The organism is Bartonella sp. B35(2025), from assembly GCF_053794465.1.
In genome coordinates, this window is record NZ_CP200035.1 from 1420126 (window position 1) to 1434762 (window position 14637).

Here is a 14637-nt window from a genome sequence, read left to right on the forward strand (position 1 = left end):
TTAGGCAATCCAACGGCTAAAAAGAGAAGTAGAAAGGGCGCGTGCGGCAATTTCTTCACGCAAAATCAGTTCTCCTGATTCGATTCTACCACCAAGATTTCTGAATTCATCACACATTAGAGTATGAAGTGCATAGAAGGAAGCACGAATAGAATAGGCTGTGAGTACAACAGAGAGAGGTTTTTCGGATAAAAGTTTACGACAGTTCGCAACCATTGCTGGTAAGTGATCGAACAGTTGCCAAATTTCACCATGAGGTCCACGTCCATATGCAGGGGGATCAAGAAGAATCATATCATAGGTTTTTTGGCGGCGCAGTTCTCGTTCGACAAATTTTACGGCATCATCACAGATCCAACGAATAGGATAATCTGATAATCCTGCTTTTTTTTGATTAGCTTTTGCCCAAGCTATGGCTTTTTTAGAAGCATCAACATGGGTAACATTTGCACCTGCGCGTGCACCAATTAAAGAAGCAATACCTGTATAGCCAAAAAGATTTAATAATTTAATTGGGCGCGCAGCTTTAACAATTTGTTCTTCCATCGTTTGCCAATGAGCATTTTGTTCAGGAAAAATACCTACATGACGAAAAGAAGTGAAACGACCTAGAAAAGACAGTCCATTCCAAGAAAGTGGCCAAGTTTCACCAAGTGGACGTTTTGGAAAATACCAACGACCAACACCTTCTTCATCTAGGCTACCTGTGAAAATGGCATCAACATTAGCCCAATATTTTTGTGATAAAGCTGGTTTCCATAATGCTTGACCTTCTGGACGAATAATATGATAAGCTCCATAACGCTCTAATTTTTTCCCATTACCAGAGTCAATTAAAGCGTAATCTGCACTGACACCTGTCTCTAAAATAAGAGGCAATTTCTCCTGCGGGTGCATATTGTTGTGATGTGATTGAAAGCATTGTGCAGGCATGTTTTGTTTTACGATATAGATATTAAAAAATTTATATTAAAGAGTTATTGAATTTCCGTAATAATGCAAAGGTCCAAATTTTATTAAAATACGTGTAAAAAATAGCACTTTTTATGCTGTATTAAATACAATAAGAGAAAACTTTTGCTAAAGTACCTTATGTCATATATTGGTAATAGACATTTTTAATTTTTCAAGTTCAGCTCTGCTTTCTTTAAGTTTCTTTTTACATCTATGGTATGCAAACCAGTTGATTATGCTACCTAATAAAACGCCAAGACCGAAAAAAATAAAGAGCCATATAAATAAAGGAGCTTTATAAGTAAAGCTTTCAAAACTTGTTTGAAAAGGATCAAGCGTCAATGTAACCATTTGGCGGTTTGCTAAAATAAAAGCAACTAAGAGAACTGTAGGGGGTATCAAAATAATTGCTAAAAGGATACGTTTAGTTGTCATAAATTTACTCACTGATTAAGTCTATCACGTAAATCTTTACCAGTTTTAAAAAAAGGAATCCATTTTTCTTCAACCACAACGGCTTCACCTGTCCGTGGATTACGACCATTACGAGCTGAGCGGCTTTTAACAGAAAAAGCTCCAAAGCCACGAAGTTCAACGCGATTACCATTAGCAAGTGCTGTTGAAATTTCTTCAAAAATAGCATTCACAATATTTTCTACATCACGTTGAAAAAGATGTGGGTTCTGACGGGCAATAATCTGCACAAGTTCTGATTTAACCAAAATAGCCTCTCTTTCATACAAAAAAGATTTTTTTATAATTGTGCATTTTACACATACACATTACATATATAAACAAATGAAAGTAAAATAAAACAGAGAAAAAACAAATTGCAACCGGCAAAATTTGGAAAGACGTCTTGTAAGAGGCTATACAGATCAAAAAATATGGAATATTTGGAAAGATTTAGATAGTATGGCCATCCATAATCGTTATAATTTTTTTTTAAGAAAAACATCTTTTGATGATGTTTTTGAAGAAGCATATCGTCATTCACGTCGCATTAGCATATTAAAATTTTTTTTACCTCTCTCTGCATTGGTTACAGCATTAGTTTTTTGCTGGCTTATATTTTTTTTTATTCCTGCCGCTCCTGATCTTGTGATTTTTAAGAACAATGAAGAGGGCGGAATAATGAAGTTGGCTATGCTTAATCCAAAATTAGAAGGCTATGCACACTCTCATGAACCTTATTGGATAAAAGCGGATAAGGTATTTCAAGATCATACAAATTCTGGAATGATCAGGCTAAAAAATATTACAGCTGAAGCAGTTATAGGAAAACAAGAACATGTTTTTCTTAATGCACAAGAAGGAATTTATAATAATATTAATGATCGTTTGCAGTTGGATAAGCCGTTCACGATTACAACAAAAGATGGAATGGTAGCACGATTTATGTCGGCAGATATTGATTTATCTGAGGGTCAGTTAAATGCAAACAAATGTGTCAATATTCAGCGTGCAGGTCTGAATCTTACAGCAGATACTTTGCAAATTCGAGAAAAAAGACAAATTTTGTATTTTCAAGGTGGGGTGCATTTAGTAATTGGCAAGCAATGAGGTAGGATCAGTATGGATCTTAGGTAGTCTTTATGAAAGAAAAATATATCTATGTGTGAACAAAAGAATTAAGAGCGATAAATATGAAGCCAAGGAAATTATACAAAAAATGGATAGGTATATATTTGGCTTTGAGCATAGGGATATTAGGATTAGGAATAGCTAATGCATATGCTGAAATGGATTATTTTGGGATTAATCTATCAGACAATAAAGAGCCCGTAGAACTTTATGCAGATTCTCTAGAAATACGTGATAAAGAGGGAATAGCACTCTTTAATGGTAATGTTTCTGTAGTTCAGGGTAAACATCTTTTGAAAACATCAAAATTAGTTATTTATTATGATAAGGGGCATAAAGTCATTGATAAAGATCAGATAAATACGCAACTAATGTCATTTACAGGATTTGACTCAATGAGCATTAAGAAAATAGAAGTTTTAGGGAAGGTTTATATAAAAATAGCTACACAAATTGCTACTGGTGATAAAGGTGTTTTTGATAAAATGTCAGATATGGTAGTCTTGACGGGGAATAATGTTGTATTAACCGATGGTGATAATGTGGTGACAGGGTGTAAATTAACAGCAAATATAAAAACTGGAAAGGCTTTACTAGAAGGTTGTGAGACATCTAAAAAAAAGAATCGTATCTCCATCGTCTTAAAATAAAGTCAGAAGAATGGTTCTTAAAGTTTTATGTTTAGAATCAAGAAAAAAAAACTGACAGCTGATAATGATCTTGCAAGTGAAGCTTTAAAAAATCCTTTTAAAGGAACCTTAACTGCTAATCATTTGATTAAAGTGTACCGAGGAAAACAGATTGTTAACGATGTTTCTTTCAGTATTCGTACTGGAGAGGCTGTTGGTATTTTAGGTCCAAATGGTGCTGGTAAAACAACTTGTTTTTATATGGTGACAGGTCTGATTAAATCTGATGGAGGATCAATTAGAATTGATGGATTTGATATCACCAATCTGCCAATGTATAGGCGTGCTCGTTTGGGTATTGGATATCTTCCACAGGAAGCATCTATTTTTCGTGGTCTTTCAGTAGAAAATAATATTAAAGCTGTTTTAGAGATAGTCGAAAAAGATCGTCTTAGGCGATGTGAAGAATTAGATATGCTTTTGCATGAATTTAAAATTGATCATTTACGCAAAATGCCCGCTATTTCCTTATCGGGAGGTGAACGTCGGCGACTTGAAATTGCACGTGCTTTAGCTGCTCGACCTAGTTTTATGTTACTTGATGAGCCATTTGCAGGAATTGATCCTATCGCTATTTTTGATATTCAACAGCTTATTCGTTATTTAACTCAGCGCGGTATTGGTGTTTTAATAACTGATCATAATGTGCGTGAAACATTATGTCTTGTCGACTGTGCTTATATTATTCATGCAGGACAAGTGTTAGTTCATGGCTGCCCTAATGATATTATCAATAACACAGATGTGCGCAGGATTTATTTAGGAAATCAGTTTTCTCTCTGATTGTGAGGCTTCTATAAGACTGTGTTTAAATTTAAACAGATTGATATTATAAGCGCAGGTTCCACTTCTAATTTAGACCAAAACTTCTTTGATAGTTAAAATTTAAAACTGAATTTTTCTAAATGATTTTAAAAAATATTTAATTAAAATAGGATGATTTTACTGTTTTTTTTCATTTAGTTTTCTTTTGATTGCATCATATATCACTAGATTAATTTTATGATGAATGATAAATGAGGCTATGAGTAAATTTGTGTATTTTTGAAGGGTATATGGATATTGATAATGATTTTTTTCATAGAATCAAACAATATATCAATATGCTATTTCAGGTATTTTAATGGTGGCACCATAGGCCATGTTACAATTATGAAAGATGATTCGTGGTATTGCTTTGGTCATATTATACATTTAAAAGTTGATGCACTATTGTAATGTCATACTATACTCGTGAACCGTTTTTAGGATATCTATGAAAATATTAAATCCTGTTCAAACTGTTGTGATCCGGAGTATTTTTGGCTGTACAGCCATCGCTAAAATAAATAGTCATTTTATTTTGATATATTATTGTCTTATGGGCAACACTTCTTGAAAGGAAGAGGACGATATCACTAAAGATTGTACGCTAAGCTATTGTGATTAAAAAGTCGATAAATTTGTGAACAGTGGCTGTTACAGGTGTCATAAAGGGATTAATCTTAATTTTGAGAACAATCCCATTCTTTTTCTCTCATACTGTTAATTAGAAGCTGAATACTATTTATCATTGAGCTTATAATGATATGAGATGGGTTAAGCCATCACCTATTATAAATTGAAAAGTAGATATACATGCGATGGTGCAAGCGATAGAAGCTTTTAAATATCAATATTGTTTATTGGTTTGTGAGCAAGCATTTGAACATGCAAAAGGAAAATATAAAGTATGAATTTGAGTGAGTTAATAGCACCGGAAGCAATTATTCCAGCTCTTAGGGCTAATTCAAAGAAACAAGTTTTGCAAATTTTAGCCGAAAAAGCAGCTGAGCTTACAGGTCTTAATGAGCGTATAGTTTTTGATGTAATTTTGCAACGTGAAAAATTAGGATCAACAGGCCTAGGCGGTGGTATTGCGATTCCTCATGGAAAACTGCCCGATATTAATCGAATCATCGGCATATTTGCTCGTCTTGAAAGTCCTATTGATTTCGAAGCTCTTGATGATGAACCAATTGATCTTATTTTTCTATTATTAGCACCTGAAAACGCCGGTGCAGATCACCTGAAAGCTTTGTCACAGATTGCACGTGTCTTGCGTCATTCTGATGTTGTCCAAAAATTACGCAATACGCATGACGCTAGAGCACTGTACACTGTGTTAATTCAGAATTCAACATCAAACGTAGCCTAAAAAATAGGGTAGGTGTGTGTTATGGTAGCTGAGCTTAGAGCAGAATAAAAATGATATGATACACACTTAGAGAGAATATTAGCTACAAAAACAGACAGCTGAAAATAAGATTAAATAACTGATTTTTAATCATTTTTTCGTATATAAATTGTTAATTATTATGAATTTAGTGCTATTGATTTTGGTTGTTTATCCATGAACTCAGATTTTTTCTCAATTATGGTAATTTGAGCATTTTTTGATAATGTCGGTATTCAAGTATCAACACAGATAAATATTTATAATTTTTGTATAGGATGATGAGAGAGATTAGCTTTTAAAGGATAGATTTCTTTTTAAGTATCAGCTTCTGTAAAGAGCTAATGCTTAAAAAACAAATTTGGATGATGAAAAATAAGAAGAACTATGAACTTTAATTGAGTAAGGGGTTTTTTGTGTATGTAAAGTTATTTTAAATCATGATTTAATCTATTGAGAAGTGCTTTGGAAAGCTATGGGTTTGCCAATAGCGCGGATCCAATGGTGGGCACTATTTTAGAAAAAAGGTGTAATATTTTTTTGGTAAATGACGATCATATTTATAAATAAATTCCTTAGAAAAAGATTTTGATGGGAGAAAACGAATACCATTCTATTAAAACAAGTGGTGGTTATGCGCCAATTTAAATTTCTGGTATCGCTTTAAAAATTGATAATTTGAGATGGTAAGCATACAGTAAGAATGAATGATATCAAAGTTGGAAAAAGTTATATGCAGTAATTAGAATAGAGGTTATCTATTACATGTTTTAAAGTTAACATACTGATAATACCTGGTAATTTTTTACAGTAACTCTAGGATAACAAAAAGATAGGATGTTTCATAATTTTTACTGATACAATGGAATTCATTAAATTAACTGATGATATTTAATAAGCTGTGAGGTTTGAAGTATTCTTCAGAGGATATATTTTCAAGATTTTTTAATGAGTTGTTTGTGGGATACTTGTGTTATAATAGTATGGTTTACTTCTCAATATATTAATGGTTTGTTTACACTTTGTTCTAGTTTGAAATTCAATTTCTTAAAGAAGAAAATTCTTATGTGAGAGACGAGATTATTATAATAAAGTCAAGATATTGTTTTTTAAAAAAAATCTTATTATTGGATAAAAATTCATATTTTAGTAACAACTACAAGGTCAAAATTAGATATGAAGACTTTTTTGGTTGGAACGAAAATATTTCGCTTGTTGAGGGGGCAGGATAACTGCACTAAGCATCAACTGAGCTTTTGTTAGGCTTTTTTAGTAAAGAAAATCTTGTTAAAAAATAAAGAAGTGAGCTAAATGAAGATGTTTAAAAAGACTTTTATTGCTGTATTTGTAATGATTCTAATTATTACCGGAACGGTGTGGGCACAAGCACCAAATCGTTTGGATCAATTTGAGGATTGGGGAGCTTATTCTTATAAATCGTCAGAAAATACGATTTGCTACGTTTTGTCATTACCTTTAGAGGCACTTCCAACAACGGTTAATCATGGTGATAATTTCTTTTTAGTTACCAAGCGTTCTCATTCACCTGTTTTATTTGAACCACAATTCATGGCTGGTTATCCACTTAAAGAAGGATCAAAAGTTACCGTAACCGTTGGAAATAGGGATTTTGATTTTTTTACAAAGGATTCATCAGCATGGTTAGCATCATCAGCGTTGGAAAAGCAGCTTATTTCTGCTATGCGTGCTGGAAAAAATATGATAGTAAAAGCCACTTCAAAACGAGGAACCCATACAACCTATACTTATTCTTTAAAAGGGGTGACTGCCGCATTAAATATGGTACAAAAATGCCGTTAAAATACCTGTACTCTCAAGCAGTGATATAAATCAGAAAGCAATGGTCATTTCATCTAATTTCAAGCCGGTTGGTGCATGTTTAGCATCACAATCAGATAATGTTATAGTAAAAAATAAATCTAAGTCACCTTTAATTGGCTTATTTCGTGATGAAATGGTGGAAGCCTTAAAGGCCGTTGGTGTTCCAGAAAATCAAGTACGTATGCGTGTACGTCAACTTTGGCATTGGCTTTATATACGAGGTGTTTCAAATTTTGATGAGATGCTAAATATTTCTAAGCCAATGCAAGAAATACTTAAAAGTCATTTTTCTATTGCGCGTCCAGAAATTGTTAAGGAACAAATATCAAAAGATGGTACACGTAAATGGCTCTTGCGCTTTCCAGCACGTGGGGCTGGAAAACCTGTTGAAATTGAAACGGTTTATATCCCTGAAGAAGGGCGTGGTACCTTATGTCTTTCATCTCAGGTGGGATGTACGTTAACTTGTTCTTTTTGCCATACGGGAACGCAGGTGCTTGTTCGCAATTTGACAGCAGAAGAAATTTTAGCACAATTACTGATTGCACGTGATCGTTTGGGTGATTTTCCAAATAAAAATATTCCTGATGGTGCAATTGTCCCAGTTGAAGGACGAAAAATTACCAATATCGTTATGATGGGGATGGGGGAACCGTTATATAATTTTGAAGAAGTCAAAAAAGCTTTGTTAATTGCCTCTGATGGAGATGGACTTTCTTTGTCAAAACGTCGAATTACCCTTTCAACCAGTGGAGTGGTTCCAAAAATTATAAGAACAGGAGAAGAAATTGGAGTTATGTTGGCAATTTCACTCCATGCAGTACACGATACGCTACGAGATATTCTTGTTCCAATCAATAAAAAATACCCGATTGCTATGTTAATGGATGCTTGTCGTAAGTATCCTGGTCTTTCGAATGCTAAAAGAATTACATTCGAATATGTTATGCTAAGAGACATAAATGATAGCATGGATGATGCTAAAAGGTTAATTCAATTACTTAAAGGTATTCCTGCTAAGATAAATTTAATTCCTTTTAATCCATGGCCAGGAACTAATTATCAGTGTTCTGATTGGGAGCAGATTGAGCGCTTTGCCGATATAGTTAATCAAGCAGGTTATGCTTCACCTATTCGGATACCTCGTGGACGTGATATTTTAGCTGCATGCGGACAGCTTAAATCTCTCTCAGAGCGTTTACGGAAATCTGAACGTTTGCAATTTGAAAATGCAATTAATAACGAGTAATTAATTTTCATCTATAAGAATACGTAGAGCAAAGCTGGTAAAAATGCCTGCGATAAGCCAATCAAGAAAGCGGATATAAGAAGGGTTTTGCTTAAGCCCTTTAGAGAATTGATTTGCCATAAAAACTATAGAAATATTAATGGGCAAAGAAATAGGGATATACAAAAGACCTAAAATGAGCAATTTTTGTGTGACCATAGAGTCATTTACATTAATAAATTGTGGCAAGAAAGTCATGTTAAAAAGAATGACCTTGGGATTTAAGAGATTAATCCCAATAGCAGTAAAATAATTACGTTTGAGGCTTTGATATTCTAAGGATACCTCTTGAAGAGAAGACATAGAATTTTTACGTAATGTTTGAAAAGCAAGCCATAAAAGATAAAAAGCACTAACAATTTTAAGCAGAAAAAAAGCACGCGGTGAAGTAACAATAAGTGCAGATAAGCCAAGAGCTACAGCAATAACCTGAATGGTAAAGCCCGTTGCACTTCCTAAAGTGCATATAATCCCAGCTTTTTTGCTTTGTGCAATAGCACGTCCCACTGATAGCATAAGATCAGGCCCTGGAATGAGTGTTAGCACCAATGATGCTAAGGAAAATTGCATAATAACAGACCATTCAGGGAAAAATGACATGTAAATCTCCTTATTTTTTAAAAGAGATGTTTACAATCTAACACCTCTCATATGAATATTTTTTCTTTACATTTTTTTACATCTTTCTAACAATATTTAAAAAGAATTTATTTTCATTGCTTGCATAGTTTTTGTTTCTGAGTAGAAAGAAAAGAAAGTAAATAATATAGAACTTTAAGATGAAAAAATGGAAAAATGTTAAAAAAGTTGTTTTGGCTTATTCAGGAGGGTTGGATACGTCAATTATTCTTAAATGGTTACAAAGTGAGCTAGATGCTGAAGTTGTAACTTTTACTGCTGATTTAGGTCAGGGAGAAGAATTGACATCTGCACGTCGTAAAGCTGAAATGCTAGGTGTTAAAGAAATTTATATTGAAGATTTGCGCGAAGAATTTGTGCGTGATTTTGTATTCCCAATGTTTCGTGCCAATACAGTTTATGAAGGAACTTACCTTTTAGGCACGTCAATTGCTCGTCCACTTATTTCAAAGCGTTTGATTGAAATTGCTAAAGAAACCAATGCAGATGCAATTGCCCATGGAGCAACAGGGAAAGGTAATGATCAAGTACGTTTTGAGCTTTCTGCTTATGCTCTTAATCCTGATATAAAAATTATTGCTCCATGGCGTGATTGGTCTTTTAAAAGTCGGACAGATTTGATTAATTTTGCACATGTACATCAAATTCCAGTAGGGAAGGATAAGCAAGGTGAAGCACCTTTTTCGGTTGATGCAAATTTGTTACATTCATCATCAGAAGGGAAAATTTTGGAAGATCCTGCTATCCCTGCTCCTGAATATGTACATATGCGGACTCTTTCACCAGAAGCTGCTCCAGATCAAGCAACCATAATCACTATTGGCTTTAAAAAAGGTGATGCCATTTCTATTAATGGAGAAATATTATCTCCTGCTACTTTACTCGCTCAATTGAATAGCTATGGATGTGATAATGGTATTGGTCGGTTAGATTTGGTAGAAAATCGTTTTGTCGGTATGAAATCGCGTGGTATTTACGAAACACCAGGAGGAACCATTCTCTTAACTGCTCATCGAGCAATAGAGTCTTTAACATTAGATCGTGGAGCTGCTCACTTAAAAGATGAATTAATGCCACGTTATGCAGAGCTTATTTATTATGGCTTTTGGTTTTCACCTGAGCGCAAAATGTTGCAAGCTGCTATTGATCTATCTCAAGAAAATGTTGAAGGTGAAGTTACACTAAAGCTTTATAAAGGGAATGTAATTGTTGAAGGGCGACAAAGTAAAAAATCACTTTATTCTAGTAAATTGGTAACTTTTGAAGATGATAAAGGCGCTTATGATCAAAAGGATGCTGCTGGATTCATTAAATTAAATGCATTACGCTTGCGTACGTTAGCAGCACGTTTATCAGAATTATAAATGAACGATCATATAAAACGTTTAAGTTTGTGTTTTTTCTAGGCTTACTGGTGTTGATAAACAATTATATTTTTCTGATTTTTAGTTCGATGTGAGAAGATTTTTTTCTTGATAATAGGTGTGTAATAGGAAAATCCTAGAATAGCAGCCATTAAAATAACAATAATCAGAATGAGTAAATCACAGTTCATGATATTTTTATTTCATTGATATAAAAATAAGAGAGATTATAACGAAAAGAATCGAGCAGATATTGGTCATAATAATATTTTCAGTAGCTTTTAGCCTGCTATTATTGACGAATAAGTTCAATAATCATACATCGTGTCATTAAAAAATTTAATTTTAGGATAGAAATAATTATGCGTGATCAGTATCAGTGTGATGACCTTAGCCTTATGTCTGAAATAAGAGATGCGGCTACTCAATCAAAAACTTGGCCATTTGAAGAAGCACGCAAGATTATCAAACGGTATGAAAAAACCGGTTATCCAGAAAGCATTTTGTTTGAAACAGGTTATGGACCTTCTGGTTTGCCACATATTGGTACTTTTGGTGAAGTGGCTCGTACGACTATGGTTCGTCATGCATTTCATGTTTTAACTGAGAATAAAGTTAAAACAAAACTTCTTTGTTTTTCTGATGATATGGATGGTTTACGCAAGATTCCTGACAATGTGCCTGACCGTAAAAAAATGGAAAATTATCTTGGTCAACCGCTTAGCTTTATACCAGATCCTTTTGAAGATGTTTATCCTTCTTTTGGAGCAGCGAATAATGCACGCTTGTGTATTTTTCTTGATCGTTTTGGTTTTGATTATGAATTTGCAAGTGCAACTGATTATTATAAATCTGGTCATTTTGATGAAACACTTTTAAAAATACTTGCCTGTTATGACAAGGTAATGGAAATTATCTTACCGACATTAGGTGAAGAACGGCGAGCTACTTATTCACTCTTTTTACCTATTTCTCCTTTTTCTGGAAAAGTATTACAGGTACCAATAGTTGCCCATAATGCTGCAAAAGGCACTATTACGTACATTGAACCTGAAACAGGAGAAACTATTGAAACAGAGGTTACGGGGGGAAAAGTCAAGTGCCAGTGGAAAGTGGATTGGGCAATGCGTTGGAAGGCGCTGGAGGTTGATTATGAGATGGCAGGAAAAGATCTTATAGATTCCACAAATCTCTCTTCTAAAATTTGCAAAGTACTTGGTGGAAATCCACCAGAAGGATTTAATTATGAGCTGTTTTTGGATGATCAGGGGCAAAAAATTTCTAAATCCAAGGGAAATGGCTTAACAATTGATGAGTGGTTAACTTATGCTCCAACAGAAAGTTTAGGGCTTTACATGTTTTTAAAGCCCAAAACAGCAAAACGGCTTTATTTTGATGTTATTCCAAAAACTGTTGATGAATATTATACATATCTTTCAGCTTATGGTCGTCAGAATTGGCAAGAGCGGCTTAATAATCCCGTATGGCATATCCATAATGGTTGCCCTCCACAAGTTGATTTGCCTGTACCCTTTGCTATGCTATTAAATTTAGTAAGTGCCTCAAATGCAGAAAATAAAGAGGTTCTTTGGGGTTTTATTTCTCGCTATTCTAAAGGAGTAAATGCGCAAACCTGTCCAGCACTTGATCAGTTGGTACAATTTGCCATTAAATATTTTGATACTTTTGTCAAACCAAATAAAAAATTTCGGATCCCTGATGAGAGTGAGCGCTTAACATTGGTTAATATAGATACAAAATTAGCCAATTTACCTGAGAATGTCGATGGAAACACTATTCAAAATACACTTCTTGATGTTGCACGTTTAGTAGAACGTTATCAAGATCATAGCAAAAAGAGTCCTGAAGGGGGCCCAGGTGTTTCAAATGTTTTTTTTCAAATGTTGTATGAAGTACTCTTAGGGCAAGAACGAGGGCCACGGTTAGGATCATTCATCGCGCTTTATGGGATTGAGGAAATGCGTGCACTGATCGCTGAAGCACTTGCAAGGTCTGTGGAGGAATGATGGAAAAGAGAGTGCAAGAGGTAAAGCGACGCCGCACATTTGCAATTATTGCCCATCCTGATGCAGGAAAAACAACACTGACAGAAAAACTGTTGTTATTTGGTGGAGCTATTCAACTTGCTGGTGAGGTAAAAGCAAAAAAGAATAATATTAAAACTCGTTCCGATTGGATGAATATTGAGCGTGATCGCGGTATTTCAGTTGTGACGTCAGTTATGACATTTGAATATAAAGATCATATCTTTAACTTGTTAGATACTCCAGGTCATGAAGATTTTGCAGATGATACTTATCGTACTCTCACAGCAGTTGATAGCGCCATTATGGTTTTGGATGGTGCACGTGGGATTGAGCCTAGAACACTGAAATTATTTGAAGTGTGTCGTATGCGTGATATCCCTATTGTTACTTTTGTTAATAAAATGGATCGTGAGGTACGTGATCCTTTAGAAATTTTAGATGAAATTGAAGAAAAACTTGCACTTGATACTTCACCAATTACTTGGCCCATTGGTATGGGGAAAGATTTTATTGGTACCTTTAATCTTCATCAAAATTCTTTTCGTAAAAAAGATGATGAAGCCGCTCCATATACAGTTTCAAAACTTGATGAGGTTACACATTCACTTCCTGAAAATCAGCGTGCACTCTTTTTAGAAGGAGTTGAACTTGCCCGTAGTGCTTACAAGAATTTTGATTTGCAGGCTTTTTATGAAGGACATATGACACCAGTTTATTTTGGTTCAGCTTTACGAAATTTTGGTGTTCGTGATTTAATCAATGCGTTAGTCGATTTTGATACAAGTCCTCGTGATCAAATTGCAGATCAACGAAATATCATAGCAACTGAATCCAAAATGACAGGATTTATTTTTAAAATTCAAGCTAATATGGATCCTAATCATCGTGATCGCATTGCATTTTTGCGGATATGTTCAGGGACGCTTGAGCGTGGTATGAAAACAAAGCTAGTGCGAACTGGAAAGACAATGACATTGTCAGCACCACAGTTTTTCTTTGCACGTTCACGCCAACTTGTTAATCAAGCTTATGCTGGTGATATAGTTGGTATTCCCAATCATGGAACTTTGCGTATTGGTGATACACTGACTGAAGGTGAAGATATTTTTTTTAAGGGAGTGCCCAATTTTGCACCGGAAATTTTTCGTCGTGTTTGTTTGAGTGATCCGATGAAAGCAAAAAAGCTTAAAGAAGCTCTGCAACAAATGGCGGAAGAGGGTGTTGTGCAATTATTTATTCCTGATGATGGATCATCTTCTCTTATTGGGGTGATTGGTGCTTTACAAATTGATGTTTTAATGGAGCGACTTAAGGTAGAATATTCCTTACCAGTAAGTTTTGAATCAGCACGCTTTAGTGTATGCCGTTGGATTTCTGCAGAAGATAAAGATGAGTTACGAAAATTTGTAACAAATCATCGATCTTCTATTGCTTATGATTTAGATGGTGATCCGGTTTTTTTGGCAGAAGATCATTTCTCGTTAAATTATGAAATAGAGCGGTCTTCAAAAATAAAATTTGTAACCTTTAAAGACTATCAGATTTGTGTTGGATAAATAGTTACTGTAGTAAAGGAAGCTATTTTTCAAAAATTAAAGCAAAAAAGGGGTATTTGAGTTCCCCTTCTTTATTGATACAAAAAGTTTTCTAATTAAGATTGTTTTTAATCCATTCAGAAAGATGTTTTTTAGAAGTTGCACCAACTATATTGGATGAAACGTTTCCGTTTTTAAACATCAATAAAGTGGGAATTGAACGTATTCCATATTGGGTAGCCAATTCTGGATTTTCATCAATATTGATTTTAGCAATTTTAATCAAATTTTTCATCTCTGTTGCAATTTCATCAAGGATGGGTGCAATCATTTTACAAGGACCACACCATTCTGCCCAAAAATCAACCACAACGGGGGTGGAAGACGAGAGAACTTCATTTGCAAAATTACTGTTATTAACTTTTATGCATGTCATTGATTTATCCTTTATATTTATTTTTATACATTAGTATGATGGTAATTCATATCAAGTTATTACA

General features: G+C 34.3%; 14 protein-coding genes. 9 read left to right on the forward strand and 5 right to left on the reverse strand.

The genetic code is table 11. The annotated features are described in order from the left end of the window. From V4P56_RS05965 to ihfB, 3 genes are all read right to left on the reverse strand, one after another. Positions 1–933, reverse strand: a complete 933-nt coding sequence (locus V4P56_RS05965) for a class I SAM-dependent methyltransferase (RefSeq protein WP_455481989.1) — start codon at positions 931–933, stop codon at positions 1–3. A 162-nt stretch (positions 934–1095) separates the two neighbouring features. Further along, the gene (locus V4P56_RS05970) at positions 1096–1389 is read right to left on the reverse strand and encodes a LapA family protein (protein WP_455481990.1); all 294 of its coding nucleotides are present in this window, start codon (positions 1387–1389) and stop codon (positions 1096–1098) included. An 8-nt stretch (positions 1390–1397) separates the two neighbouring features. Then, positions 1398–1676, reverse strand: a complete 279-nt coding sequence (ihfB, locus tag V4P56_RS05975) for an integration host factor subunit beta (RefSeq protein ID WP_035009128.1) — start codon at positions 1674–1676, stop codon at positions 1398–1400. Between the two features lie 193 nt (positions 1677–1869). Between ihfB and V4P56_RS05980 the strand changes: the two genes are divergently transcribed. The 6 genes from V4P56_RS05980 to rlmN all read left to right on the forward strand — a co-directional run bounded on the left by V4P56_RS05980 (position 1870) and on the right by rlmN (position 8512). Continuing rightward, positions 1870–2517 carry an LPS export ABC transporter periplasmic protein LptC gene (locus V4P56_RS05980; protein ID WP_455482677.1) on the forward strand — a complete coding sequence of 216 codons (648 nt, stop codon included), beginning with the start codon at positions 1870–1872 and terminating at the stop codon, positions 2515–2517. Positions 2518–2600: 83 nt separating this feature from the next. Then, the gene (locus V4P56_RS05985) at positions 2601–3188 is read left to right on the forward strand and encodes an LptA/OstA family protein (protein WP_455481991.1); all 588 of its coding nucleotides are present in this window, start codon (positions 2601–2603) and stop codon (positions 3186–3188) included. Positions 3189–3215: 27 nt separating this feature from the next. Beyond that, positions 3216–4010, forward strand: a complete 795-nt coding sequence (gene lptB / locus V4P56_RS05990) for an LPS export ABC transporter ATP-binding protein (protein ID WP_455481992.1) — start codon at positions 3216–3218, stop codon at positions 4008–4010. Between the two features lie 928 nt (positions 4011–4938). Continuing rightward, positions 4939–5403: a PTS IIA-like nitrogen regulatory protein PtsN gene (gene ptsN, locus V4P56_RS05995; RefSeq protein ID WP_455481993.1), complete on the forward strand. Its 465-nt coding sequence runs from the start codon at positions 4939–4941 to the stop codon at positions 5401–5403. Positions 5404–6732: 1329 nt separating this feature from the next. Further along, positions 6733–7242 (forward strand): invasion associated locus B family protein, encoded by a 510-nt coding sequence (locus V4P56_RS06000; protein WP_455481994.1) that lies wholly within the window; start codon positions 6733–6735, stop codon positions 7240–7242. A gap of 40 nt (positions 7243–7282) precedes the next feature. Then, positions 7283–8512, forward strand: a complete 1230-nt coding sequence (rlmN, locus tag V4P56_RS06005) for a 23S rRNA (adenine(2503)-C(2))-methyltransferase RlmN (protein ID WP_455481995.1) — start codon at positions 7283–7285, stop codon at positions 8510–8512. Here the strand turns inward: rlmN and V4P56_RS06010 are convergent, their stop codons facing one another. Next, on the reverse strand, positions 8513–9151 hold the full coding sequence (locus tag V4P56_RS06010) for a LysE family translocator (protein ID WP_455481996.1): 639 nt from the start codon (positions 9149–9151) through the stop codon (positions 8513–8515). 179 nt (positions 9152–9330) lie between these two features. Between V4P56_RS06010 and V4P56_RS06015 the strand changes: the two genes are divergently transcribed. The 3 genes from V4P56_RS06015 to V4P56_RS06025 all read left to right on the forward strand — a co-directional run bounded on the left by V4P56_RS06015 (position 9331) and on the right by V4P56_RS06025 (position 14158). After that, a complete protein-coding gene (locus V4P56_RS06015) occupies positions 9331–10554 on the forward strand; it encodes an argininosuccinate synthase (protein WP_455481997.1) in 1224 nt (407 codons plus the stop codon). A gap of 359 nt (positions 10555–10913) precedes the next feature. Then, positions 10914–12581 carry a lysine--tRNA ligase gene (locus tag V4P56_RS06020; RefSeq protein ID WP_455482678.1) on the forward strand — a complete coding sequence of 556 codons (1668 nt, stop codon included), beginning with the start codon at positions 10914–10916 and terminating at the stop codon, positions 12579–12581. After that, positions 12581–14158, forward strand: a complete 1578-nt coding sequence (locus tag V4P56_RS06025) for a peptide chain release factor 3 (RefSeq protein ID WP_455482679.1) — start codon at positions 12581–12583, stop codon at positions 14156–14158. The genes V4P56_RS06020 and V4P56_RS06025 overlap by 1 nt, the downstream gene beginning before the upstream one ends. A gap of 91 nt (positions 14159–14249) precedes the next feature. Here V4P56_RS06025 and trxA read toward each other — a convergent pair whose 3' ends face one another. Then, positions 14250–14573: a thioredoxin gene (gene trxA / locus V4P56_RS06030; protein ID WP_455481998.1), complete on the reverse strand. Its 324-nt coding sequence runs from the start codon at positions 14571–14573 to the stop codon at positions 14250–14252. Positions 14574–14637 lie beyond the last annotated feature (64 nt).